This window comes from Enterococcus nangangensis (assembly GCF_005405245.1).
GTDB classification, from domain to species: domain Bacteria; phylum Bacillota; class Bacilli; order Lactobacillales; family Enterococcaceae; genus Enterococcus_J; species Enterococcus_J nangangensis.
On the sequence record NZ_BJDR01000030.1, the window covers coordinates 1 to 24,706 of the forward strand.

Genomic DNA, 24,706 nt, shown 5'->3' on the forward strand with positions numbered 1-24,706 from the left:
CAACTATTACAAGCTCACCATCTATTTCAGAGTCAGCATTGTATCAAAACTTTTACACAGGATTATGGACTTGACTTAAAAAAAGAAGTACAAATTTTGCACTTCTGACAATTTCAGATGGATTACATTTAAATTACTTTGTTAGCGAGCCAACCTTGAATATAGCGGGAGATTGTCTGTACCTAATATAAGGAGTAATCGAATAGAGTGAGTCACTGTTGAACATTAGTATCTAGCTTTAATTCAGATGCCCCTACCCATGCTAAAGCGTAACAAAAATTTCTTTCAATAACTTGCCCATCACAAAGACTTTGATTTCAATCCACGCACCTCATACGAGGTGCGACCTGATGGGACGCTTGTAAAAGAGTTGCCGGGGGAATTTCAATCCACGCACCTCATACGAGGTGCGACGAGTCATAGGACACGAGACAGTCCATGCAGTTATATTTCAATCCACGCACCTCATGCGAGGTGCGACATTTTTCTCCTTTCTTTTTGTTTAGTGGTTGCGATTTCAATCCACGCACCTCATGCGAGGTGCGACGTAGTTAATTCGTTAGCCATTAGTTCATCCCCCATGATTTCAATCCACGCACCTCATGCGAGGTGCGACAATTTGGTTTGACAGTTTTTAGCTTCTTCTTTTTCTATTTCAATCCACGCACCTCATGCGAGGTGCGACAACGCAGTCGCTGCGGTTGACGATTGTCCTTGGATTTCAATCCACGCACCTCATGCGAGGTGCGACCGCTAATGGCAATCTGGAGTTTTTTGTTAATAGCATTTCAATCCACGCACCTCATGCGAGGTGCGACGCAAAACTACGGGAAAAATTTGACAAGCTCAAGTTTATTTCAATCCACGCACCTCATGCGAGGTGCGACGCAATTTCTTCACTCATTGGTTTCGCTGTTAATCTTATTTCAATCCACGCACCTCATGCGAGGTGCGACAAATTTATTGACAGTGTCAATCTTAAAAATTTGAATTTCAATCCACGCACCTCATGCGAGGTGCGACATGACGTTTTAAAGCTGTCAAAATAACCAGTAAAATTTCAATCCACGCACCTCATGCGAGGTGCGACCTCAAATGAGTTGTGTTTCTGTTTCGGCTAAATAGTATATTTCAATCCACGCACCTCATGCGAGGTGCGACTGGCCGAGCCGAAAAAGGATAAAAATGGCGTGTGATTTCAATCCACGCACCTCATGCGAGGTGCGACACCAATCTTCCTTTCGAGGATTGGTTTATTGACCCCATTTCAATCCACGCACCTCATGCGAGGTGCGACTGCGGATAATGGCTACATTGGGATTGTGTCGGCATTTCAATCCACGCACCTCATGCGAGGTGCGACGATGCGTTTTATAAAATATCCCCCCCACCCGAGAAATTTCAATCCACGCACCTCATGCGAGGTGCGACACTCAAGCTCACGGTCTAATTTGTCGCCTACTTTATTTCAATCCACGCACCTCATGCGAGGTGCGACAACTTAATGGTGAATAGCCATGAATGATTACAGTATTTCAATCCACGCACCTCATGCGAGGTGCGACGTCTTTTAACTCCATTTATTATCACCTCCTACAAATTTCAATCCACGCACCTCATGCGAGGTGCGACAAGTCCAGGTGGGGGGTTATTTATCAAAGATTCAATTTCAATCCACGCACCTCATGCGAGGTGCGACGGGCAATGGATAAATCGCTAGAGTTTGAATGCTTGATTTCAATCCACGCACCTCATGCGAGGTGCGACTTTCGCAGACATGATTAGATTGTCTAAAGTATTTATTTCAATCCACGCACCTCATGCGAGGTGCGACGTATCGTATGCACAATCTAATGGTAAATAGTCATATTTCAATCCACGCACCTCATGCGAGGTGCGACTTTGCTAAAATTTCATACACTTTAGGATTTTTCTATTTCAATCCACGCACCTCATGCGAGGTGCGACTACGCTTGAAACGTGATGCTTTATCTACGCAAGATATTTCAATCCACGCACCTCATGCGAGGTGCGACCTATACACAACAAGAGATAAATCCTTGTGGCTCTAAATTTCAATCCACGCACCTCATGCGAGGTGCGACAGCTTCAGTTAATTTTTTAATATCATCATCAGAAATTTCAATCCACGCACCTCATGCGAGGTGCGACGGTGTTTATGGCGGGCTTGCAAGCGGGAAGAAGCTATTTCAATCCACGCACCTCATGCGAGGTGCGACAGCAATTGGAAGCATTCATTGGTCATGACATCCGAATTTCAATCCACGCACCTCATGCGAGGTGCGACAGATTGTATCTGTCAAATTAATTTTATTGTTTTCAATTTCAATCCACGCACCTCATGCGAGGTGCGACCAACCCACGGACAGAAATTGAGGTGACAGTGCTTATTTCAATCCACGCACCTCATGCGAGGTGCGACCACGATCAGCAGGTCGTGTTGGAGTGGCTGAAATGATTTCAATCCACGCACCTCATGCGAGGTGCGACCGCATCACTCTTGCAATCAATGGGTGGTGACACAATTTCAATCCACGCACCTCATGCGAGGTGCGACGTCTTTACGTTCGTCATTTTTATAATTTCCATCTAAATTTCAATCCACGCACCTCATGCGAGGTGCGACCGTGAAATCTAGACAAAATTCGCTGATTTCACAAAAAAAATAGTAAATATGGGACACATTTAATAAAGCGCTAATTTTTACAATAAAAATACCTGCTAATCCTTTAAAATTTAGTGCGAATCTATTAGAAAATAGCTGTCCACCACATATTCGCACCGTCAAAAAAATATAACTTTTAGCATATAGCTTAACGTTTATCTTTCTTAACTTTTTGCAATCGTCGGTAGTTTGTGCCCACAATGGGACAACATTTTTTTCGTGAAGGTACTCATGTCTTATCAAAAAAGCCGAACTTCCACCAATGAAAGTTCAGCTTTATTTTTAAAATTATTCTGCGTCTTCGTCGGACATAAACGTATTGAAGACTTCTTCAATCATGTCCCATTCAGCGTCAGTGGTAATTTCTTCCAAAGCGCCTTCAGAGCCATCTTCGTTTTCAGTGTACGCGTAAGCTTGCAATTCGACCTCTTCATCTTCAGGCACACCACTTGGATAAACGAGAACGTAATTTTTGCCGAATTCTTCTTGACCATCAACAGTCAAAAGAATTTCGTATAAAGATTCGTTACCTTCGTCGTCTACTAAAGTAATGTATTCATGTTCGTGGTCGTGATCATGATGATCGTGGTCATGGTCGTGATGATGTTCGTGTTCATTTGCCATAAGTCTGCCTCTTTTCTATAGTTGTTGTTGATGACTATCGAGATAATTTTGTAAAATTACTACCGCCGCCAACTTGTCTATCACTTTTTTGCGTTTTGCTCGGGAAACATTCGCTTCATTAATGAGCATTTTTTCTGCTTGCACTGTTGTTAAACGTTCATCTTGATAAATGACGTGGATACCAGTGCGCTCTTGTAAAGAATTGCCATAAGCCATGGAAGCTTCTGCCCGTGGTCCGATGGTGTTGTTCATGTTCTTTGGTAAGCCTACTACAAAAAGTTCTACTTGGTACTCATCAGCCAAAGTGGCTACCCGTTCATAGCCAAACTCGCCAGCATCTTCATTGATGCGCACAATTTCCAAACCTTGTGCTGTCCAGCCAAAAGGATCAGAAACCGCAACACCCACCGTTTTGGAGCCAACATCTAAACCCATTATCCTCATTTGACGTTAATTCCTTGGTCACTGAGATAAGTCTTAACGAGTTCCACCATCACTTCATCTCTTTCATGACGACGAATTAAATTCCGTGCGTCACGATAGCGAGGAATATAGGCAGGGTCCCCAGATAAAAGATAGCCGACGATTTGTACGATTGGATTGTAGCCTTTTTCTTCTAAAGCGTTGTAAACAATCTTCAAAGTCTCGCTAATTTCTTGTTTTTTGTTATCGTCAAGATCAAAGCGGACCGTTTCATCCGTAAAGCCCATCCATCTTCACCTCAATTCTTTTTTCACATACCTATCATACTAAAAGACGCTGAAAACCTCAAATGAATTTCATCATTATTAGGGATTTCTTTGTTATTTTCTCAAAAAAATCATGAATTACCCGTAAAGTTTCCCTTGCGAAAACTAAAGCCTTCGTTGTATAATACAAATTGTGTTGCGGGTGTAGTTTAGTGGTAAAACATGAGCTTCCCAAGCTCACGTCGCGAGTTCGATTCTCGTCACCCGCTTAAAGCTAGAGTCAGAAAGCCTTTATTATCAAGGTTTTCTGGCTCTTATTTTTTATATTCCACAAAAGTACCACAAACTTTTATTTTCTTCTAAACTATTGCTTCTTTTCCCAACAACAAGCTGCCGTAAATGCCACTTTCGTTAGGTAAGCCCCACTTCACAATGTACTCAGCTAACGGTGGAGTAACAACATAGTCCTGGAGCTGCACTTTGAAGGAGCACTGAATTTTTTTTAATAGATGTTCTTGGTTCATCACCCCGCCACCTAAAATAATTTTTGTGGGAGCCACCATTAACGTATAACTTATTAGTGCTTGGGCTATGTAAAAAGCCTGCAGCTCCCAGACAGGATGGTCCTCAGGTAAATCTTGTCCTTTAATGCCGGTGCGAGCTTCTAGGGACGGCCCAGCTGCTAAGCCTTCAAAACAGTCATGGTGATATGGGCAGCTGCCTTGATAATCGTCTTGCGGGTGGCGCTTTAAAAACAAGTGTCCCATCTCCGGATGCGTGAAGCCTGAATAAATTTTGCCGTTTAAAACTAGCCCACCTCCGATACCAGTACCGATGGTTAAATAAAGGCAACTATCCGCACCTTTTGCTGCGCCCAATTTTAATTCGCCATAGGCCGCTGCGTTAACATCAGTGGTCCAAGCCGTCGGTACGGCATAGCGCGTTTGTATAGCCCCCAGCAAATTGAAATTTTGCCAGGCTTTTTTTGGTGTTTGTAAAATATAGCCGTAATCTTCGGTGCCAGGTTGAATACCAATGGGGCCAAAGGAGGCAACTCCCAGCGACGACAAGGTGTACTGATCAAAGAAACGGTAGACCGCCGCTAAAGTTTCTTGCGGTTCTCCTGTGGCGATGCTTCCCTTGGCAATTATTTTAAAATTTTCATTAGCGACCGCACAAATAAATTTGGTGCCCCCAGCTTCAATTCCCCCGTATAACATAAGCTTCCTTCTTTCTGCCTCTCTTCATTGTCCTTATGGTAGCACGTCTTCGTGAAAAAATGCTACATAAAAAAAACAGCGCCCCCTCGTCTTCTTTTCCTAAGAAAGTTTTGACGAACAGGCGCTGCCTTTTTATTTTTATGAAAGTTCAAACGCTCCTGTGTACAATTGATAATACTCGCCTTTTTGGCGGATTAAATCATCGTGGTCCCCTCGTTCAATGATGCGGCCTTGTTCTAAGACCATAATTGCATCAGAATTACGCACGGTAGATAAACGGTGGGCAATCACAAAGACGGTTCGGCCCTTCATTAAAGAATCCATTCCTGCTTGCACGATAGCTTCCGTCCGAGTATCAATACTAGAGGTTGCTTCATCCAAAATTAAAACTGGCGGATCAGCTACCGCGGCTCGCGCAATGGCTAACAATTGGCGTTGTCCTTGGGAAAGTGAACCACCATCGCCAGTTAATTCCGTGTCATAACCTTGCGGCAATTGGCGAATAAAGTAGTCCGCGTTGACTAATTTAGCGGCGGCGTAGACTTCTTCATCTGTCGCACTTAAATTACCGTAGCGAATATTTTCTTTAATCGTCCCGGTAAACAAATGGGTGTCTTGTAAAACAATCCCTAAGGAGCGGCGTAAGTCATCTTTTTTAATGTCTTTAATGTCGATGCCGTCATAGGTAATTTGTCCTTCTTGAATATCATAGAAACGATTAATCAAGTTGGTAATCGTGGTCTTCCCGGCACCTGTCGCGCCCACAAAGGCAATCTTTTGGCCTGGTTTAGCAAATAAAGAAATATCGTGCAAGATAACTTTATTGGGATTATAGGCAAAAGTAACATCTTTGAAACGAACATCGCCAGTTAAAAGAACCAACGTTCCATCGGCTTTTTTAAAGGCCCATTGTCCCGTCCGTTGCGGTGTTTCCGTTAACGTTCCATCAGCTGCTTGATGGACATTGACTAAGGTGGCCGTCCCTGCGTCTTCTTCCGGCTTTTCGTCTAACAAGTTGAAAATCCGTTGCGCACCGGCTAGAGACAAGATGATGGCGTTAAATTGTTGGGAGATTTGAGCTACGGGTTGGGTAATACTTTTCGTAAACTGCACGAAAGAAGCAATAGCCCCCAACGTCAATGCAGTAACACCGGTGATGGAGAAAATCGAACCTACCACGGCGGTTAACAAGTATGTTAAGTTCCCAATATTCCCCATAATCGGCATCATAATGTTGGCATACGTATTAGCTTTGGTGGAGCTATCTTGTAGCTCACGATTTAGCTTCGTAAAGCCGGCAATGGATTCATCTTCATGGTTGAAGACTTTCACCACTTTTTGCCCTTCCATCATTTCTTCCACGTAACCATTAACTGCCCCTAAAGCATTTTGTTGGATACGGAAGTACCGACCACTCTTGCCGCCTAAGTTGCGAATAACCCCGGCCATCAAGAGAACCATACATAAAACAAAAATCGTCATGGGCACATCAATGACCACCATCGCCACAATAATCGCTAAAATTGTCGTGGTGGAAGCAATCATTTGCGGAATAGATTGACTAATCATTTGCCGCAAAGTATCGATATCATTAGTATAGTGACTCATAATATCGCCAGTGGCGTGACTATCGTAGTAACGAACCGGCAACGTAGACATATGGGTAAACATTTCATCTCGAATATCTTTTAAAATTCCTTGGGAGACCGTCACCATCGTCCGGTTGTAAACATAAGTGAAGCCAGCCCCCATCAAATACATACAGCCCATCAGTAAAATGACGCGCCCTAAATGGGAGAAGTCTGGGTTACTTTGCTTTTGTAGCGGTTCAATGAAGTCATCAATTAAACGCTTGGTAAAACTAATCCCAATAGCATTAGTGGCGGCACTCAAAATAATACTGAAGAAGACCACAATTAAGCGCCAGCGGTATTTTTTTGTCGCGTAACCGGCAATCCGTTTAATAATTTGACTAACAGGTACGTTAGGTTTGGCAATCGTTTTAGGTTTACTCACTGATGCTGCCTCCTTTCACTTGGGATTCATAAACTTCCCGGTAAATTTCGTTGGTGCGGAGCAATTCATCATGGGTACCTACACCGTTGACTTTGCCCTCATCTAATACGATAATGCGATCTGCATCTTGAATAGAAGAAATTCGTTGGGCCACGATAATTTTAGTCGTCGCCGGAATCTCTTCTAAAAAGGCTCGCCGAATTAAGGCATCCGTCTTAGTATCCACCGCACTAGTGGAGTCATCTAAAATTAAAATTTTCGGATGTTTCAATAAAGCGCGGGCAATCGTTAAGCGTTGTTTTTGACCACCAGAAACGTTGGTGCCCCCTTGATCTAAGACAGTATCATACTGCTCAGGGAAAGCTTCGACGAAATCATCAGCTTGCGCTAATTTAGCCATGCGCCGTACTTCTTCGATTGAGGCATCTTCATCGCCCCACCGTAAATTTTCCGCAATCGTGCCGGAGAATAAAGTATTTTTTTGCAGCACCATGGCAATTTGGTCCCGCAAGGTAACGAGATCATATTCTTTCACGTTGCGCCCAGCAACTAAGATTTCTCCTTGGGTTGCATCGTAAAGGCGCGGAATTAACTGAATCAGCGAACTTTTCCCAGAACCCGTGCCCCCGATAATCCCAATGGTTTCGCCGGAATTAATTTTTAAATTAATATTTGTTAAACTGGCTTCTTCAGCCAAATCATTGTATTTAAAGGCCACATTGCGAAATTCAATGGCGCCATTTTCAATGGTTTCTACTGCGTTAGCTGGTGAAGTTAAAGTTGATTTTTCATTTAAAACTTCGGCCACCCGTTCCACGGAAGCTTCAGAAACGACAATCATCACAAAAATCATGGAAATCATCATTAAGCTTCCCAGAATTTGCATCATGTAGGTAATGAAACTAGTTAATTGCCCAGCGGTCATATCGCCAGCAACGACAAATTTCGCCCCGAACCAATACACTAAAAGTAACGAGGTGTAAATGGCGATTTGCATAATAGGACTGTTTAAAGCGGTAATTTTTTCAGCTTTCATAAAAAGCTTTTTAATATCGGCGGTAGCTTCTTTAAATTTTTCCGTTTCTTTTTCTTCCCGCACAAAAGATTTTACCACCCGCACACCGTTGATATTTTCTTGAACGGTTTGGTTCAAGCGGTCATACTTCCGGAAAACTTTAATAAAGTATGGATGCACTTTATAGACGATACCAATTAAAACTACTCCTAAGACAGGAATGATAAATAAAATATTCAAGGCTAAGCGTAAATTCGTATAAGCGGCCATCGTGAAGGCAAAAATAATCATAAAGGGGGCCCGCACGATAGTTTTCATTACCATTTGGTAAGCAAATTGAATGTTGGTAATATCCGTTGTCAAACGGGTAATCAAACTTGAGGTTTGGAAGCGATCGATATTTTCAAAAGAGAAGCTTTGAATATTTTCGAAAATATCTTGCCGCAAATTACCAGCAAAGCCTGCTGAAGCGTCTGAAGAAAATTTCCCTCCTAGCACGCCAAAAAGCATGGAGAGCATAGCAATGACAAACATCACCGCTCCCAGCATTAAAATATAATGCGTATCTTGCATCATAAACCCTTTATCTAAGATTTTAGCCATTAAAAAGGGAATCATCATTTCCATCAGTACTTCTAGTGCTAAAACCAGCATGGTGAGAAATGCAGGCTTTTTGTACTGGCGAATAGATTTGGCTAGTGTTTTATACATCTTTGTTGTCCTCCTTGTTGCCGGTGCCATACTCGGCGTTCATTAATTGATAAACTTGCCGAATCGTAGCGATGCTGCTTTTAATCTCTTCATCAGAGATTCCTTGTAAAATCTCGGCGTTGTGTTGGTGATAGAACACCACATTTTTTTGATATAGTTGCCGACCTTTGGGAGTCATTTCCAAATTGACGATGCGTTTATCATCAGGATTCGCTACTTTTTTTAAATAGCCTAAGTTTTCCAACTCCGCAACATTTTTAGCGATACTAGGTAAGGTCATGCCAATTTTTCTAGCGATATCAGAAACTTTCACTTCGCCCTTTTCGGCTTCAACGGCGTGAAAAATTCGTAAAATATGAAAATGACGACGCTGCAACTCCCTCGGCGGTTCAGGCAAAAACGATAATGTTTTTTTCGCTAAAATACAGGCATCAATATAATCTTCCGATAATTTACTATCCATGAATCCGTGCTCCTTTCTCTCATGTTTTTTTAGCTAGTAGCTAAAATTTTCAATTTAAAGTCTGTCGTTAGACTAAATAGTAACCTAAGATTATTATCTTTAGTAACTATTATAGTTTACGCATTTTCTGAAAAGTTTTCAAGAAAAAAATTCGTAAAAATTAAAATTTTTTATTGGTCAGCAGTCTGTCGTCTTTATTTTTCCCAACAAAAAAAGTACAGCCCCTTGTTTTCTTTTGAAAACACTGAACTGTACTTTTATTAAAGATCTAACGATACTTTACGACACGGGCACCAAAAGGCATCAGGGACAAACGCGCTAATTTTAAAGACTGTTGCGCAAAAGGAATGCCAATGATTGTAATACATAAAAGAAGTGCACTGAATAAATGCCCCACAGCTAGCCAAAAGCCGGAGAAAATCAACCACAACAAATTCCAAATAATACTGTAGTTAGTAGGCTCATACACTATGTCTTTACCAAAAGGGGCCAAGCTCATACTCGCTAATTTAAAACATTGTTTGCCAATGGGAATACCAATAATCGTGATACTCCACAAAATACCAGCAAGCATCCAACCAAGCCAACCAGCGATGCCCCCAAAAAGCATCCAAATAATATTTCCTACACAACCCATCCCTTGTAAACTCCTTTTATCCTAAATTTTTTTTGCAGCTTTCACCCTTATGCCTTGGTTGCTGCATCTTCAGCTACGACAGTGGAATTTTTTTCCATCGCCTTTGCTTCTTGATCCGCTGTCTCGCCAGTTGCCTTTTCTTCTGGGTGTAACGTTTGATAAACATTGAGTGCCACCTTTTGCGGAATGCCGCCGATGGTTAACTCCTCGAGACTGGCTTCTTTCATTTTCTTTAAAGACTTAAATTCTTTCAATAAGAATTTTTTGCGTTTCGGTCCTAAGCCTTCAATGTCATCTAACACCGAAGCAAAGGTATTTTTGCTCCGCACTTGCCGGTGAAAGGTAATGGCAAAACGATGGACTTCATCTTGAATGCGTTGTAATAAGAAAAATTCAGTAGAGTTACGTTTTAAAGGTACAACGGCCAACTCGGGACCAAAAAGTAACTCGCTCGTTTTATGCTGATCATTTTTGGCTAACCCGGCAACCGGAATATCTAAGCCTAATTGATTAATTAACACTTCTTGGGCCGCATCTACTTGCCCTTTGCCCCCATCAATTAAAATTAAATCCGGCACCGGCAAATTTTCCTTCATCACCCGCGAGTAGCGGCGATAAATTACTTCCCGCATCGATGCATAATCATCGGGACCTTTGACGGTTTTAATTTTATATTTGCGGTATTCATTTTTGTAAGGTTTGCCGTCGATAAAAACCACCATCGCTGCTACTGGACTAGTCCCCATAATATTGGAGTTATCGAAAGCTTCAATCCGCGTTGGTGTTGGAATTTGCATAGCATCTCCTAAACGTTCCACCGCACCAATCGTCCGGTCTTCTTTACGGTCAATCAAAGCAAATTTTTCCCCTAAAGCCACATGGGCATTTTTATTGGCCAGTTCCACCAATTGCTTTTTCTGGCCCCGTTGTGGTTGTAAAACTTTGGTTTGCAGCAAAGCTTCCGCACTGGCTAACTCAATGTCGTTAGGTACCAATACCTCTTTAGGAATAATATGTTGATTGTTTTGGTAAAACTGGCCGAGAAAAGTTAAGAAATCCTCTTCCGCATCATTATAAAAAGGAAACATGGAAACGTCCCGCTGAATTAATTTTCCTTGCCGCACGAAAAAGACTTGCACGCACATCCAACCTTTGTCCACCCCATAACCAAAAACATCGCGATCAATTAAATCGGCGTTGGTCATCTTTTGCCGCGTCATCACCGTTTCAATGGATTTAATTTGATCCCGCAATTCCGCCGCTTTTTCAAATTCTAAATTTTCGGCGGCCAACTGCATTTTTTCCTCTAAGGTTTTTTCTAACTGGACATAATTACCATTGAAAAACCCTTTAATTTCTTCCACCATTGTTTTAAAGACTTGCGGGTCCGTATGGAAAACATAAGGACACAAACATTGTCCTAAATGATAATACAAGCAAGGCTCTTTTTTGTTACTACATTTCCGTAAAGGAAACAGGCGATCCAAGATTTTTTTCGTTTCATTGGCGGCCCCCACGTCGGGATAAGGTCCAAAGTACGTCGCTTTATCCTTCAAAACTTTTCGTGTAATCATCAAACGGGGATATTTTTCATTAGTAATTTTGATAAACGGATAGCTCTTGTCGTCTTTCAACATGATGTTGTATTTCGGATCATTTTTATGAATTAAATTAATTTCCAAAAGCAACGCTTCAATATTAGATTCCGTGACGATATATTCAAAATCGACAATTTCTGAGACTAAGCGCTCCGTTTTCGTATTGTGGCTACCAGTAAAATACGAGCGGACGCGATTTTTTAAAATTTTCGCTTTCCCCACGTAAATAATCGTGCCATTTTTATCCTTCATTAAGTAACAGCCGGGTTGATCCGGCAAAAGTGCCAATTTATTTTTGATTGTCTGATTCATCATTTTCACCCTAAAAATTTTTGTCAAATAATTATAGCACTATCCCGAACTTTTTGCCGCTGCGAGGTTTATAAGAAAAACGTAAAAAAGACTGCAGCCGACTTGTCTAAGACAAGCCAACTGCAGTCAGTGGCAGGTGTTACTATTTTATAAGTGGAAACCTACGCCTGGACCCAATGGAATATTGAAGACGTAGAAGGCCACGAATAAGATGACCCAAGTGATCATTACGGCAACAGAGTGTGGTAACATCAAGGCAACGATGGAACCCACCCCAGTTTTCTTTTGATACTTAGCCGCAAACGTTACGATTAAGGCGAAGTAAGGCATCAAAGGTGTAATGATGTTGATTGGTGAATCAGCTACCCGGTAAGCGGCTAACACGCCTGCTGGGGATAAGCCTAATTGATAAAGAAGTGGAATGAAGATTGGTGTTAAGATGGCAAATTTTGGAATTGCCCCAACTAAAATGAAATCTAAGAGTGCGAACAAGAGTAAGCAGCAAAGTAATAAAGCTAATGGACTCATGTTCATGTCCCGAATGATATCAGCAGCATTTACCGCTAAGACGGTTCCTAAGTTTGTAAAATTGAAGAAAGCAACGAATTGGCTGATGATTAAGAGTAAGAAAATCAAACCAGATAAGTTACCAAACACTTTGATGATTGGTTGGACAACATCTAACGAGCTCTTCACTTTCCCTACACCCACACCATAAGCGATGGATGGGATTAAGAACATGATCATCACTAAGGTCATTAAGCTATCCATAAATGGTGTCGAGCCAATAATTTGGTTGGTTTCTGGGTGACGTAAAGGCGCGCCGTTTGGTAAGGTAATTAAGCAGATTACCCCTACAACTGCGATTAAAGCGATTAAGGCATAGCGTAAGCCTTTTTTCTCAACTTCATTGTCTGTTTCTTCAGGGAATAAATCTTCTTGGCTTTCGTATTTCCCTAAACGCGGCTCAATTAATTTTTCATTGACTAGCGTACAAACAATCGTAATTAAAATAGTAGAAGCAATAGAGAAGTAGAAGTTAGCCATTAAGTCGATAGTGTAAGCTGGGTTAACGGTTTTCATGCCATCATTTAAAATTTCCGTTAACATCCCATCAATTGGCGTGATGAATAGGTTGACCCCAAAACCAGCGGATACCCCAGCAAAAGCTGCGGATAAACCAGCGATTGGGTGACGACCCATTTTATAAAATACAGCTGCCCCTAAAGGAATCAACACGAGGTAACCTGCATCAGAAGCAATACTGGACATTACCCCAAGTAAAACTAAAATCCCAGTAATCATGGAAGCTGGTACAACTTTAACTAACTTGTGGATTAAAACAGAGATTAAACCGATTTCTTCACAGAAACCAACCCCTACCATGGCTACTAAAGTTACCCCTAAAGCATTGAAGCTCATCAGGTTCCCAACAGTGGAAGTCAGCATGAAACGAATTCCTTCAACACTTAATAAGCTAGTTACACCAACCGTAACTTCTTCAGCTAAAAGCGTCTCGGAGTTAATCACTTCATAAGTAGCGGTCGCACCTAACATGCCAAAAATCTGAGACAAAACAACAACAAAACCAATTAACAATAAGAAAATAATGGATGGGTGTGGTACTTTGTTCCCGATACTTTCTACTGTGTTCAGCATCTTATCCAGTAGACTACCGGTGGCTTTTTTCTCTTTAGTCTTCGCTAACATTTTCTAAAACACTTCCTTTCATCATCTGCGCGGAAAAAACCGCTTACAATTTCAACAACTCGCCCTCAGCAACTTTTTCTCTCCGAACTTCTCTTCCACCTGCCTTGTGTTTGTTTTGTAAAAAAAGTTAACTGGTGGTGCAAAACTGGCTGACAATTTTTTGTCGGCTGTCTTTTACAAATTTATTTTCGCATATGTTTTTTATAACAATCAAGAACATTTTTAAAAAATGATAAAACTCTTTTAAACTCATACGTTATTGATTTTAATTGTCTGTAAATAACAAATTTTCACGTTTTAAAAAACACGAGTTTCCGTATCTTGATAACATTTTTCTTTATTTTGTGACAACTTTTTTTCTTTCACATCATAAATTTGATTTTCGGAGAACCTTAAAATTTTTATATTTGGTAAAAATTATGGTGGGGACACTTCGACACCAACAAAATATGCTAGAATAGGATGAATTAGGAGGCTATTATGAAAATTATTCAAAAAAATCGCGAACTCATCGCCTATCTTTTTTTTGGCGTGTTAACGACGCTAGTCAATTATCTCGTTTATTTTCTTAGTAAAGATACTTTTCATTGGGACTATCGACTAGCCAATGGCGTCGCTTGGTTTTTCTCGGTGCTCTTTGCTTTTTTTACCAATAAATTTTGGGTTTTTCAAAGCCATACCTTAGCCTGGCAAAAATTTTTTAAAGAGTTCTTACTTTTTTACTGGTACCGGATTTTGTCTTTAGTCATTGACATGGGCTTGATGATTGTTTTAATCGACACTTTTCGATGGACTGATTTTTGGGCGAAAACTTGTACGCAAGTTCTCGTGATCTTGGCCAATTATCTCTTTAGCAAGCTGTTTATTTTTAAAAAGTAGGTGAGCAAATGGATATTTTAATTGTGGAAGATGATTTAAAAATCGCTCAACAAATTCAGCAACACTTAACCCGTTACGATTATCACGGTGTAATTTGTGAAGATTTTCAAAACGTGCTGGACCTTTTTTGTGCCCAGCCTTTTCAATTAGTCCTTTTAGATGTTAATCTGCCTTATTTTGACGGCTTTTACTGGTGCCAAAAAATTCGTCAAGTGAGCCAAGTCCCGTTAATTTTTCTTTCTAGTCGCGATCATCCATTAGATCAAGTTTTAGCAATTGAAAGTGGTGCCGACGATTATTTAACGAAACCCTTTGCCCCGGAAGTTTTGCTAGCCAAAATCAAAGGTTTGTTGCGCCGGACATATGGCGAGTATCAAGCTTTTGCCAAAGAACGTCAATTGCAGCTCGGTCCTTTAAGCTATCAGCCAGAACAATTATTGGTGGCTTGCCACGGCCAAGAAATTCTCGTTACCAAACGTGAGGGGGATTTACTAGAATTATTTTTAAGTAAGTATCCTCAAGTGATTAGCCGCGAAGAAATTTTGCTCAGTTTATGGGACGACGAGCAATTTGTAGACGATAATACTTTGTCAGTCAATATCACCCGCCTGCGAAAAAGATTGCAAGAACTGGCTGCGCCCTTAACAATTCAAGTGGTGCGGAAATTAGGGTATCGTCTGCTTCTTGAGGAATCAGCATGAAAAAATTTTGTAGCTTTTATCTTCCTTTATTATTGTGGGAAATCTTTTTTGTCCTGGTTTTATTAGGGGTGATTTGGTTGGCGGGCTTTCACGACTTTTTATTGCTAGTCTATGTGGGCTTGCTGTTTCTAGTGGGAAATCTCCTGTTAGCAGGTAGCTACTATTGGCGCCAACGCAAACTTTGGCGCTTTTTCCAACAAGAAGTGCCCCTTTACGATTTAACGCAAACCAGCGACTTTTTAACTCAGACCACCGTCACCGCTTTAACGAGTGAATTGGCAAAAAAAGACCAAGCCAGCCAACAATTAAAAGACCAACAGCAACAATATCGCGATTTCATGAATATTTGGGTGCACCAAATGAAAACACCCGTGACGGTGATTGATTTATTAGCACAAGATACACCGATTGCCCCCCAGTCTTTATTGGAGGAGAATCAACGTTTAAAAGACGGACTAAATCTCGCTTTAAATTTAGTCCGGGCCACTGACTTTCAGCAAGATTTTGTTTTAAAAGCCGTTTCTTTAAAAGCTTTGCTACAAAAAGTAATTAGCCAACACAAGACTAGTTTTATTCACCGCCAAATTTTTCCTAAAATCGAAGTCGATACTGGTCTGGTCGTCACTAGTGATGAGAAGTGGCTCTTTTTTATTATGGAACAAATCATCAACAACAGTCTGAAGTATAGTCCGGCCGGAAGTACCTTGGAGCTCAGCAGTTGCGTCAAAGACCAACAGCTCCAGTTGCAAATGGTCGATCACGGTTGTGGCATTCCTGCTCGTGATCTGCCGCGTGTAACCCAAGCTTTTTACACCGGGGCAAATGGGCGCCAATTTGCCCAAGCCACCGGGATGGGGCTTTATTTGGTAGCGCAACTTTGTCAGCGTTTAGACCTGAAACTTGCCATTACTTCGACGGTGGGCAAAGGCACTACTGTTACCTTAACTTTTCCCACTTTTCAATTAACATAGCTGCTGGCCCTATTGGTGCTGGCAGTTTTTTTATTTCTTACAGTCGTGTAAGAAAACTGTCCGAAACTTCGATAGGAACTTTTCCCTTCCACTGCTACACTAAAAGAAAAAGTAGAAACGAGGTTTACTCTATGGCTATTTTACAAGTCCAACAGTTAACGAAAAATTACGGCGGCTCCGTGCCCGTCGAAGTCTTAAAGAAAATTGATTTCACTGTCGAAAGTGGCGAGTTCGTAGCCATTATGGGACCATCTGGCAGCGGCAAAACGACTTTACTCAATGTCTTAGGGACCCTTGATGCACCGACTAGTGGCCACTTTTTATTAAACGGCACCGATCCACAAAATTATACGAAAGAACAATTAGCTGCTTTTCGCCGGCAAGAACTAGGCTTTGTCTTTCAAAATTACAACTTACTAGCGCCCTTAACCGTGAAAGAAAATATTTTGCTTCCCTTAACCTTAGATCGTTACGACTTAGCTGCAGCTGAAGAAAAAGTCACCGCCTTAATGACGGAGTTAGGGTTAAGCGCGTTAGCCGCTAAACGCAGTTATGAACTATCTGGTGGGCAAGCACAACGCGTCTCCATCGCCCGTGCCCTAATTCATGAACCTAGGTTAATTTTAGCTGATGAACCTACCGGCAATCTCGATTCGAAAGCCGCCGGTGACGTCTTAGAACTTTTAGCTCAGCAAAATAAAAATAAACAAGCAACTATTTTGATGGTAACGCACGATCCAATTTCTGCCAGCTACGCCCAGCGCGTCATTTTTATTAAAGATGGTCTTTTGTATAACGAGTTGTACTTAGGAGCCGATCGCCGAGAATTTTACCAAAACATTTTGACGGTGCTCAGTCAGTTGGGAGGTCGGCGCCATGACTTTACGCAGCCTCATTTGGCATAACGTCAAACGTAATCAACACACTTACGGCAGTTACTTTTTCAGCAGTTTATTTTCTGTGTTAGTTTTTTTCATTTTCGCCTTACTCTTCTTTCACCCGCAACTGCAAACAGCACTCCCCAGTAACAGTGACACGATTTCTCTGCTTGCTAAATTCGGATTGGGAGCTGCCCAAGTTGTCATCGTGCTCCTCTCTTTTATCTTTCTTTGGTATTCCTTTGCCAACTTTTTAAAACTACGGAAACGCGACTTAGCGATTTATTTGATGGTGGGGATGTCTCCGAAAGATTTACGTAAAATGTTACGCGGTGAAAATTTATTAATCGGTTGTTCCGCTTCCGTCCTTGGGGTTTTAGGGGGCATTTTATTTTCGAAAGTGCTTTTACTCCTGACAGAAAATGTGATGCACTTAAACGGCGGCTTAAATTTTTACTTTCCAACAGCGGCCATCGCCTTAACTCTTGGCGTCTTCTTCCTGCAATTTTTACTCATTAGCTTTTTTATGACCTTAAAAATTGAAACCACTAGTTTAACGGATTTAAGTAAAGGCAGCGAAAAAGTCCAACCTCTCCCGCAAGCTAGCCCATTTTGGAGCATCGTTGGCTTATTGGTACTCCTCAGTGGTTACACGGCACTATACTTTTTTGTCCAAGGTCCAGGTAACAACCAACTGCAACTCCTCTTACTGTTAGCCTGTGTCGTCTTAACGATTATCGGGACTTTCCTTTTACTGCGCCAAGGGAGTATCTGGGTACTGCAGCTTATGAAAAAACGGCGCAAAAATCGCGGCGGCGTACCCTTGCTTAATCTCAGCGAAATGATTTTTCAAATGCGGGAAAATGCCACCATGTCTGCCTTAATTGCGCTTACCATGAGTGTCGCTTTTGTCGGCATTGGCATGACCACACTTTTAGCCCGTTACAATCAAAATACCAGTAACGCCCCCAGCTTTGCGTACTTGATTCATCCAGCAGGGGAAAATCCTGACGAAAAATATTTTCAAGATACTACGCAAAAAGTCATCGCTAAAATTCAAAAAGCCGGTTACGAGGCGACAGCTACCAAATTGACTTTGCCTAGTTTTTTTACCCCAGAAAATCTGCAAAATACTGGCGAAAAAGTATTTTGGTCTAGCGGCGGCACCTTTATGCCAGCTAGCGTGTACAATCAATTAGCACAACAGACTACCGACTTGCCACAACTCCAGCCGGCTGACGATGAAATTATTTATTTTGCCAACGGTCTGACCGAGGTTAACGAAATTCAAACCAAAGGCGCGGAACTTTTTACCGCCAATGCCACTTTGCAAACAAAAACGGGTGAACAGACCGTGCGTCTAAAAAAATGTCCCGCCCTTTTAAATATTGAGGTGTGGGGCCTAGGCGTGGTCGCTGATGCATTGTATCAGCAACTTGTGCATGTTGAAGCAGAGGGCAATAATGCACTCACGATGTACATCATCCAATATCAAGAATGGCAAGACAACGCTGCTTTAAGTCAAGATATTGAAAGCTTTTTACACCAAGAGATAGAGAACTTCCATAATCAAGCGTCAACAACTAGTACCGATACCGGTAGTGCTGAAGACAGCCTTCCAGATACTAGCAAAATGTTTTACGTCAGTTCTAAATACGCCATTTGGCAAACAAGCCGTCAAGCCAATGGTTTATTAGCCATGGTGGGCATCTTGCTAGGTTCCGTTTTCTTCGTCTTTGCCGCCACTATCCTTTCCTTCCGTCTCTTTGGTCAACTCACAGAAGCCGGACACTACCATCGCGCCTTAAATTTATTAGGCGTCTCAGAAAAAATGCGTCATCACCTTGTGACTCAACAACTGCTAACTATGTATTTCTTACCAGGACTCATCGCCTGTCTCCACTTTGCGATCGCCTTTTGGGGCGTCATTCAATTAGGTGCTGGCGCTCTAAATATTTGGCCGACGTACTTCCTCTTAGTAGGCGCCTACTTTACCTTCCAATTCCTCTTTTTTATTATTTCCCGCAAACGTTACTTAAAACAATTAGATGTTTTGGCGGAAGAATAAGAAAAACCACGCTTCATGTGTTCGCCTCGATCTAAAGACATAATCAAAACCACCAGTGCGAACTGGTGGTTTGTTCTTCGGCTAAAAGCCTCTATTACCGGCTGGGCCTAAAAGGCCCGCTGAATGGTTCCCCTTACGCACCTCTTTTACTCACTGATTCTAAAAGAATCTCTTTCTACTTCTTCGGATTCTTATCTCCTGTAAATGGATCGAATTCTTCGAATAACGTTAACTGATCTGCTAAATAGTCTTCCTTAATTTGATTACGAATATATGCAGCGATGGTTTCTTTATTTCTTCCTACCGTGTCTACAAAATATCCCCGACACCAAAATTTTCTATTCCCATATCGATATTTTAAATTGGCATGACGATCAAAAATCATCAAACTACTTTTCCCTTTCAAATATCCTATAAATTGAGAAACCGATAGTTTTGGTGGAATACTGACCAACAAATGGATGTGATCTTTACATGCATTTGCTTCTAATATTTCTACATCTTTTCTCGCACACAATTCACGAATGATTTTTCCAATACTTTCTTTGTATTTGCCATATACAATTTGTCTTCGATATTTTGGTGCAAACACAATATGATACTTACATCTCCATTTAGTATGTGCTAAACTTTCATTATCCTTATTCATGAGGATACCTCCTAATTTTGATGATGATGCGGTCGGGAAACCAATATCATTTTATCAATTTTAGGAGGATTTTTTAATACCTCGCTGAAAGCTTCTCAGAACCACCCGCATAGCAGGTGGTTTTCAAAACATATCAATAAAACAGCACGCGTTGAAGTTTAACTAACTTCTAACGAGTGCTGTTTCTTTCAAGTTATTTTAAAATTTTTTTGGTTGATGTTTAAAGCCCATGGTGGCCGCCACTGCAGCTTGCCAACCGGCATATAAATCCTCTGCTTTTGCTGGCGCCATTTGCGGAGTAAAGCGTTGGCCTTTTTGACAAAAAGCTTTCAGCTCCTCCAAATCTTGCCAAAAGCCTACCGCCAGTCCGGCGAGGTAAGCGGCCCCTAAAGCGGTGGTTTCTAAAAAAGCTGCCCGTTCCACTTCCGTTTGTAAAATGTCCGCTTGAAATTGCAGGAGAAAATTATTATGGGCGGCACCGCCGTCTACTTTTAATAATTTAATCGCCGTGTGGGACTCTTCTGACATGGTGTAAACGACATCGGCGCTTTGGTACGCGATAGCTTCTAGTGTTGCGCGAATAAAATGTTCCTTCGTCGTTCCCCGCGTTAAACCAAAAACTGCCCCTCGTGCTTCTTGATCCCAATAAGGCGCACCTAGACCAGTGAAGGCCGGTACCACATAAACATTTTCCGTATCCTCCACTCGTAGTGCGTATTCCTCAGAGTCAGCCGCACTATTAAACAGACGCAAGCCGTCCCGCAACCATTGAATGGCTGAGCCCGCCACAAAAATACTGCCTTCAAGGGCGTAATTGATTTCGCCTTTCAGACCATAAGCGATGGTGGTGAGCAATCCTTTTTTAGAAAGAATCGCTTCTTTGCCTGTGTTCATGACCGTGAAGGCCCCGGTGCCATACGTATTTTTCACCATACCTTTTTCAAAGGCTAGTTGACCGAATAAGGCAGCTTGTTGATCCCCGGCCATACCGGCAATCGGTACTTTTTGCCCATAAAATAAATAATCTTGCGTGTAGCCATAAATTTCTGAATTCGACTTGACGCTAGGCAACAAACTTTGTGGAATGTTTAAGAGCTCTAACAACTCCTCGTCCCATTTTAAATCGTAGATGTTAAAGAGCATCGTCCGTGACGCATTAGTGTAGTCCGTAACGTGTACCTTACCGCCAGTTAGCTTCCATAAAAGCCACGTATCCACCGTGCCAAAAAGCAATTCTCCTTTTTCAGCTCGCGTTTGGGCACCAGGCACTTGATCTAACAGCCAACGAATTTTAGTCGCTGAAAAATACGAATCAATCAGTAAGCCAGTTTTTTGCTGTACTTTTTCAGCTAAACCTTGTGCCTTTAACTTTTCCGCCAGTTCACTAGTTTGCTTCGATTGCCAGACAATCGCGTGATAGATGGGGCGCCCTGTTTCTTTATCCCAAATAATCGTGGTCTCTCGTTGATTCGTAATCCCCACGCCACAAATTTCTGTCGGCTGAATATTACCGTTAATTAAAGCACCGGCAATGACGGATTGCACCGAGTTCCAAATTTCATCAGGATTTTGCTCTACCCAACCAGGTTGCGGAAAATATTGCGGAAATTCTTTTTGATCACTGGCGACTGCTTGTCCTTCTTTATTAAAAATGAGGGCTCTTGATGAAGTGGTACCTTGATCAATCGCCATAATATATTTTGCCACGCTCTGTTGCCTCCTCATACCTTTTACAATGTGCTTTTAGTTTAGCACGAGTTGGAAGTGGTGAGTAGTTATAAATGAGGCTTAGTTTGTGGTTAGTGTATTTATACCTTTTCACTACTAGATAGATTTTTCAGCGCTACTTACGTTTACAATGTTTAAAGAAAAACTCACTACAAATTTCTAAGGAACACACTTCTTGACAGGCTATTTATTTTGAAGCTAGTGTAACCTTCATAGTAATAACTTGCAACGACACAGGTACCACTAGGAAGTTTGTATAAATTTTAACAATAATTCTCGAAATAGCTGATAAAACAAAAAATAACCATTCTACCGATTCTTCTAGAAATTCACTAAAATTTATGGGTCTATGATATTTAAGGTGTAATAACACCAGTTGACAGAGAGCCGGTTAACCACGTTTCAGGCCAATTTTAGATGCACCTACCTTTTATAATTATTTTTTAATTCATGTTCCCATTTGCCAACAAGTAGAGCTACTTAGCTATTACTTTTAAGAAAAACTCATTCAATGGGTCCCATGTATTGTCATTCTTATCGAGTGAATTCTGTGCCTGTTCTTCTAAGTTATCGATACTTTCCTCGATGTATTGATTTAACAAGTCTATTTTATCAACTAAATCTAATTCATTCATTGCATTCTTCTTCTCTAACAAATCATACACAATTGGTTTCAAATCATCTCTCAACCCATTATTAATTAGCTTCACAAATTCCATAGGTGGAGTACTATTATATTTTAGTACCCAATTAGCCGCTAGAATTGGTCTTAACACATAAAAATATTTTTTAGCTTTTACTTTCTCACCCTTCAAATACTTATGATAGTTAGTTTTAGCCATGTTCCAGTAATGATAAAGTAGTTTTTTATTTGAAAAGTAAGTTGGCAACAACTCTCTTAATTTGTCCGCCTCAGACGTTTCATGATAAATAATTGGAGATGAACACCACTCAAATAGTATCGGATTTGATTTATATAATAATTTCAAAGCCTTTTGAATATCCCAACCGTTAATATCTAACGTGTCATCAAGTTGCCATTCAATGACATCTCTAATCCCTTCTAACTTCAAGTATTCATCCCTTTCTCTTATATAGATGAACCTCACATCATAATCACTATCTTGCGAGTCAAAGCCCTAAGCCCTACTACCTGATTCAACTGCTAGAATAACTTTAACATTTTCTCTTTCTTCAATCTCTTTAATTTTCTCTTTTATTATTTTGTCCATATCGTCAACTCTTCTTTTATTAAAAGTTTAGGTTTCTCACTTGAGACGTTTTTTTGTTAATCATATTTGATGAGTGTTGCTAGTTATTAGTTTTTTAACTCATATTTTTTCTGTAATCATTTAAACTCAACTCATTAGTTATGCCAACATAATCAGGATTCTCCAATTGTAAGTCGTCATTTTTCATCCACGAACTGGACAAATATCATAATCTCCTCTAAATCTATGTAAAAAACCGGATTGCTCCGCCTAAAAGCAACATATTTTTTTGTCACTAATAATAAAAAATAAAGTAGCAAGCCACGGTACATTTTAAAATTTGAACATTTGGTGGTTTCTTATCGTGCCTAGTCGGGACAGTTTGCAACTTGCTCTACAATTTTTAACCTGGCGAATTGTCAAATCAAGTGCAACACTTTATTGAAAAAGACTTCGTAAGGTGTTTTCCAACCTAAACATTTTCTTGGTCGGCTGTTGAGTTTCTCAATCATTCGATAGAGGGTTGACTTTTCTACAGTGTCCATTTCTTTTGTTTTGGGCAAATATTCTCTAATCAACCCGTTTGTATTCTCGTTTGTTCCACGTTGCCAAGAGGCGTGGGGATCAGGGAAATAAAATGGAACATCTCCCAAAGATTCTGTAACATCGAAGTGCTTTGAGAACTCTTTACCTCTGTCTGGGGTGATTGTTTTAACACATTCTTTATCGATAGTATTCAATAGTTCTATCATCATTTCGCAAACATATTGAGCTTTTTTCTTCTGTACTTTTCCTGCCAGAAGAAAGCGAGATTTTCGATTTGTTAGAGTTACTAGGCAAGATCCACCTGTCTTACCCGCCACTGTATCGGCTTCCCAATGACCAATTTCACTACGCTTTTCAGCTGCTTCAAGTCGTTCATGAATGGTGTGGGTAATTCGAATTTTTCCGCGTGTTTCTGTATGTTCTTTAGAATGACGCGTTTTTCCCCGATGACGTAAGGAGCGAATTAATCGAGCTTGTGACAAAAGTCTTATCACAAGCTCTTATTCCGAATAAACGGTGTGCCCAGAAGTAACTCCTTCGGAAATAAGCCGAAATTTCACAAAAATTTGGAAAGCAATTTAGGAAATCCCGTCTTATTTCTTGAAGTTAAACACTTCTGGCACAACCTCTTAGTTCAAATGTTCCATCGTAAATTGCGCGATAAATCGTCACAAAGCTAATCTGAAAATCGGCTTGTTCATAAGCTAATCGATTAGAAATTTCTTCTGGGGACCATTAAATTAATCGGCGAACAATCGCCCAAACTCGAGGATTATTTAAAATTTTACGTCGTCCACAATTCTTCCTACGTGTTGCGTACTTCCGATTAGCTTGAGAAGGTGAGTACTTTTCTTCGCTGTTTCTATTTAGTTCACGCGAGACCGTTGCGGGGCTCCGATGGATATCTGAAGCAATCTTTCTGAGAGAATAGCCTTTTTCATGGAGTAGAAAGATCCGCGCTCTCTCGAATATGGTAAGATGTGTATAGTGGCTCATAACTGAATTCCTCCTGATAATGTTCTTCGACAAACATATTCTAGTTGGAAATCGGTTATGAGTCATTTTTAGGTGTTGCACTTAAATTGTAAATTCAAGATCCACGCACCTCATGCGAGGTGCGACCCAGAACGCAAGAAAACCTCCCGACGTCGTTCGATTTCAATCCACGCACCTCATACGAGGTGCGACCCAATCACGACTACTCTCTAAACTCTTAAGCCTAATTTCAATCCACGCACCTCATACGAGGTGCGACAAAATACGGCAAAATCAAACGGTGTCAGTCAAAAAATTTCAATCCACGCACTGGTGTTAGGCTAATTTAGTAGACACATTTTCGTAGAGTTATTAAACTGCTTTATGAAAGGGTTGTGTAAAATGGCAAATACTTATAG

At 41.0% G+C, this 24,706-nt stretch carries 18 protein-coding genes, 1 tRNA gene, 2 pseudogenes and 1 CRISPR repeat array; of the genes and pseudogenes, 6 read left to right on the top strand and 15 right to left on the bottom strand.

What is annotated here, in order from left to right:
* Positions 1-314: 314 nt before the first annotated feature.
* Positions 315-2,647: direct repeats of the CRISPR family, unit length 33 nt; unit sequence ATTTCAATCCACGCACCTCATGCGAGGTGCGAC.
* Between the two features lie 327 nt (positions 2,648-2,974).
* The 3 genes from FFM57_RS08735 to FFM57_RS08745 are packed head-to-tail and all read right to left on the bottom strand — an operon-like array spanning position 2,975 to position 4,020.
* Positions 2,975-3,310 (bottom strand): DUF1292 domain-containing protein, encoded by a 336-nt coding sequence (locus FFM57_RS08735; RefSeq protein WP_137600138.1) that lies wholly within the window; start codon positions 3,308-3,310, stop codon positions 2,975-2,977.
* Between the two features lie 15 nt (positions 3,311-3,325).
* Positions 3,326-3,754, bottom strand: a complete 429-nt coding sequence (gene ruvX, locus FFM57_RS08740; protein ID WP_137600139.1) for a Holliday junction resolvase RuvX — start codon at positions 3,752-3,754, stop codon at positions 3,326-3,328.
* A complete protein-coding gene (locus FFM57_RS08745; RefSeq protein ID WP_137600140.1) occupies positions 3,751-4,020 on the bottom strand; it encodes an IreB family regulatory phosphoprotein in 270 nt (89 codons plus the stop codon). The genes ruvX and FFM57_RS08745 overlap by 4 nt, the downstream gene beginning before the upstream one ends.
* 177 nt (positions 4,021-4,197) lie before the next feature.
* Here FFM57_RS08745 and FFM57_RS08750 point away from each other — a divergent pair.
* Positions 4,198-4,268 (top strand) — tRNA-Gly (locus FFM57_RS08750).
* 90 nt (positions 4,269-4,358) lie between these two features.
* Here the strand turns inward: FFM57_RS08750 and FFM57_RS08755 are convergent.
* From FFM57_RS08755 to FFM57_RS08785, 7 genes are all read right to left on the bottom strand, one after another.
* On the bottom strand, positions 4,359-5,219 hold the full coding sequence (locus tag FFM57_RS08755; protein WP_137600141.1) for an ROK family protein: 861 nt from the start codon (positions 5,217-5,219) through the stop codon (positions 4,359-4,361).
* Positions 5,220-5,357: 138 nt separating this feature from the next.
* The gene (locus tag FFM57_RS08760; RefSeq protein ID WP_137600142.1) at positions 5,358-7,235 is read right to left on the bottom strand and encodes an ABC transporter ATP-binding protein; all 1,878 of its coding nucleotides are present in this window, start codon (positions 7,233-7,235) and stop codon (positions 5,358-5,360) included.
* Complete coding sequence (locus FFM57_RS08765) at positions 7,228-8,961, bottom strand: ABC transporter ATP-binding protein (RefSeq protein WP_137600143.1); 1,734 nt, start codon at positions 8,959-8,961, stop codon at positions 7,228-7,230. The genes FFM57_RS08760 and FFM57_RS08765 overlap by 8 nt, the downstream gene beginning before the upstream one ends.
* Positions 8,954-9,424: a MarR family winged helix-turn-helix transcriptional regulator gene (locus FFM57_RS08770; RefSeq protein ID WP_137600144.1), complete on the bottom strand. Its 471-nt coding sequence runs from the start codon at positions 9,422-9,424 to the stop codon at positions 8,954-8,956. The genes FFM57_RS08765 and FFM57_RS08770 overlap by 8 nt, the downstream gene beginning before the upstream one ends.
* A gap of 268 nt (positions 9,425-9,692) precedes the next feature.
* Positions 9,693-10,061 carry a YccF domain-containing protein gene (locus tag FFM57_RS08775; RefSeq protein ID WP_137600145.1) on the bottom strand — a complete coding sequence of 123 codons (369 nt, stop codon included), beginning with the start codon at positions 10,059-10,061 and terminating at the stop codon, positions 9,693-9,695.
* Between the two features lie 47 nt (positions 10,062-10,108).
* Positions 10,109-11,971, bottom strand: coding sequence for an excinuclease ABC subunit UvrC (uvrC, locus tag FFM57_RS08780; protein ID WP_137600146.1), 1,863 nt, complete (start codon positions 11,969-11,971; stop codon positions 10,109-10,111).
* Positions 11,972-12,118: 147 nt separating this feature from the next.
* The gene (locus FFM57_RS08785; protein ID WP_137600147.1) at positions 12,119-13,681 is read right to left on the bottom strand and encodes an AbgT family transporter; all 1,563 of its coding nucleotides are present in this window, start codon (positions 13,679-13,681) and stop codon (positions 12,119-12,121) included.
* Between the two features lie 477 nt (positions 13,682-14,158).
* Between FFM57_RS08785 and FFM57_RS08790 the strand changes: the two genes are divergently transcribed.
* The 5 genes from FFM57_RS08790 to FFM57_RS08810 all read left to right on the top strand — a co-directional run bounded on the left by FFM57_RS08790 (position 14,159) and on the right by FFM57_RS08810 (position 19,178).
* Positions 14,159-14,560 (top strand): GtrA family protein, encoded by a 402-nt coding sequence (locus FFM57_RS08790; RefSeq protein WP_137600148.1) that lies wholly within the window; start codon positions 14,159-14,161, stop codon positions 14,558-14,560.
* Between the two features lie 8 nt (positions 14,561-14,568).
* Positions 14,569-15,261: a response regulator transcription factor gene (locus FFM57_RS08795; RefSeq protein WP_137600149.1), complete on the top strand. Its 693-nt coding sequence runs from the start codon at positions 14,569-14,571 to the stop codon at positions 15,259-15,261.
* Positions 15,258-16,232, top strand: a complete 975-nt coding sequence (locus FFM57_RS08800; RefSeq protein WP_137600150.1) for a sensor histidine kinase — start codon at positions 15,258-15,260, stop codon at positions 16,230-16,232. The genes FFM57_RS08795 and FFM57_RS08800 overlap by 4 nt, the downstream gene beginning before the upstream one ends.
* A 131-nt stretch (positions 16,233-16,363) precedes the next feature.
* Positions 16,364-17,137, top strand: a complete 774-nt coding sequence (locus tag FFM57_RS08805) for an ABC transporter ATP-binding protein (protein WP_137600151.1) — start codon at positions 16,364-16,366, stop codon at positions 17,135-17,137.
* Positions 17,109-19,178, top strand: coding sequence for an ABC transporter permease (locus FFM57_RS08810; protein ID WP_137600152.1), 2,070 nt, complete (start codon positions 17,109-17,111; stop codon positions 19,176-19,178). Before FFM57_RS08805 ends, FFM57_RS08810 begins: the two co-directional genes overlap by 29 nt.
* Before the next feature lie 175 nt (positions 19,179-19,353).
* Here the strand turns inward: FFM57_RS08810 and tnpA are convergent, their stop codons facing one another.
* The 5 genes and pseudogenes from tnpA to FFM57_RS10060 all read right to left on the bottom strand — a co-directional run bounded on the left by tnpA (position 19,354) and on the right by FFM57_RS10060 (position 24,374).
* A complete protein-coding gene (gene tnpA, locus FFM57_RS08815; RefSeq protein ID WP_137600153.1) occupies positions 19,354-19,827 on the bottom strand; it encodes an IS200/IS605 family transposase in 474 nt (157 codons plus the stop codon).
* Between the two features lie 198 nt (positions 19,828-20,025).
* Positions 20,026-21,534, bottom strand: coding sequence for a glycerol kinase GlpK (gene glpK / locus FFM57_RS08820; RefSeq protein ID WP_170999949.1), 1,509 nt, complete (start codon positions 21,532-21,534; stop codon positions 20,026-20,028).
* A 497-nt stretch (positions 21,535-22,031) separates the two neighbouring features.
* Positions 22,032-22,787, bottom strand: a pseudogene (locus FFM57_RS08825) (nucleotidyltransferase domain-containing protein).
* A gap of 398 nt (positions 22,788-23,185) precedes the next feature.
* Positions 23,186-23,776: pseudogene (locus FFM57_RS08830) on the bottom strand (IS30 family transposase); the annotation flags it as partial.
* Between the two features lie 271 nt (positions 23,777-24,047).
* The gene (locus FFM57_RS10060) at positions 24,048-24,374 is read right to left on the bottom strand and encodes a helix-turn-helix domain-containing protein (RefSeq protein WP_137600156.1); all 327 of its coding nucleotides are present in this window, start codon (positions 24,372-24,374) and stop codon (positions 24,048-24,050) included.
* Positions 24,375-24,706: the final 332 nt, after the last annotated feature.

Coding starts and splice junctions, on each gene's coding strand:
- FFM57_RS08775 (WP_137600145.1), bottom strand. CDS start 10,061: ATGGGTTGTGTAGGAAATATTATTTGGATGCTTTTTGGGGGCATCGCT.
- FFM57_RS10060 (WP_137600156.1), bottom strand. CDS start 24,374: ATGACTCATAACCGATTTCCAACTAGAATATGTTTGTCGAAGAACATT.
- FFM57_RS08745 (WP_137600140.1), bottom strand. CDS start 4,020: ATGGGCTTTACGGATGAAACGGTCCGCTTTGATCTTGACGATAACAAA.
- FFM57_RS08785 (WP_137600147.1), bottom strand. CDS start 13,681: ATGTTAGCGAAGACTAAAGAGAAAAAAGCCACCGGTAGTCTACTGGAT.
- FFM57_RS08765 (WP_137600143.1), bottom strand. CDS start 8,961: ATGTATAAAACACTAGCCAAATCTATTCGCCAGTACAAAAAGCCTGCA.
- ruvX (WP_137600139.1), bottom strand. CDS start 3,754: ATGAGGATAATGGGTTTAGATGTTGGCTCCAAAACGGTGGGTGTTGCG.
- uvrC (WP_137600146.1), bottom strand. CDS start 11,971: ATGAATCAGACAATCAAAAATAAATTGGCACTTTTGCCGGATCAACCC.
- FFM57_RS08795 (WP_137600149.1), top strand. CDS start 14,569: ATGGATATTTTAATTGTGGAAGATGATTTAAAAATCGCTCAACAAATT.
- FFM57_RS08770 (WP_137600144.1), bottom strand. CDS start 9,424: ATGGATAGTAAATTATCGGAAGATTATATTGATGCCTGTATTTTAGCG.
- FFM57_RS08810 (WP_137600152.1), top strand. CDS start 17,109: ATGACTTTACGCAGCCTCATTTGGCATAACGTCAAACGTAATCAACAC.
- FFM57_RS08800 (WP_137600150.1), top strand. CDS start 15,258: ATGAAAAAATTTTGTAGCTTTTATCTTCCTTTATTATTGTGGGAAATC.
- FFM57_RS08755 (WP_137600141.1), bottom strand. CDS start 5,219: ATGTTATACGGGGGAATTGAAGCTGGGGGCACCAAATTTATTTGTGCG.
- FFM57_RS08735 (WP_137600138.1), bottom strand. CDS start 3,310: ATGGCAAATGAACACGAACATCATCACGACCATGACCACGATCATCAT.
- FFM57_RS08805 (WP_137600151.1), top strand. CDS start 16,364: ATGGCTATTTTACAAGTCCAACAGTTAACGAAAAATTACGGCGGCTCC.
- tnpA (WP_137600153.1), bottom strand. CDS start 19,827: ATGAATAAGGATAATGAAAGTTTAGCACATACTAAATGGAGATGTAAG.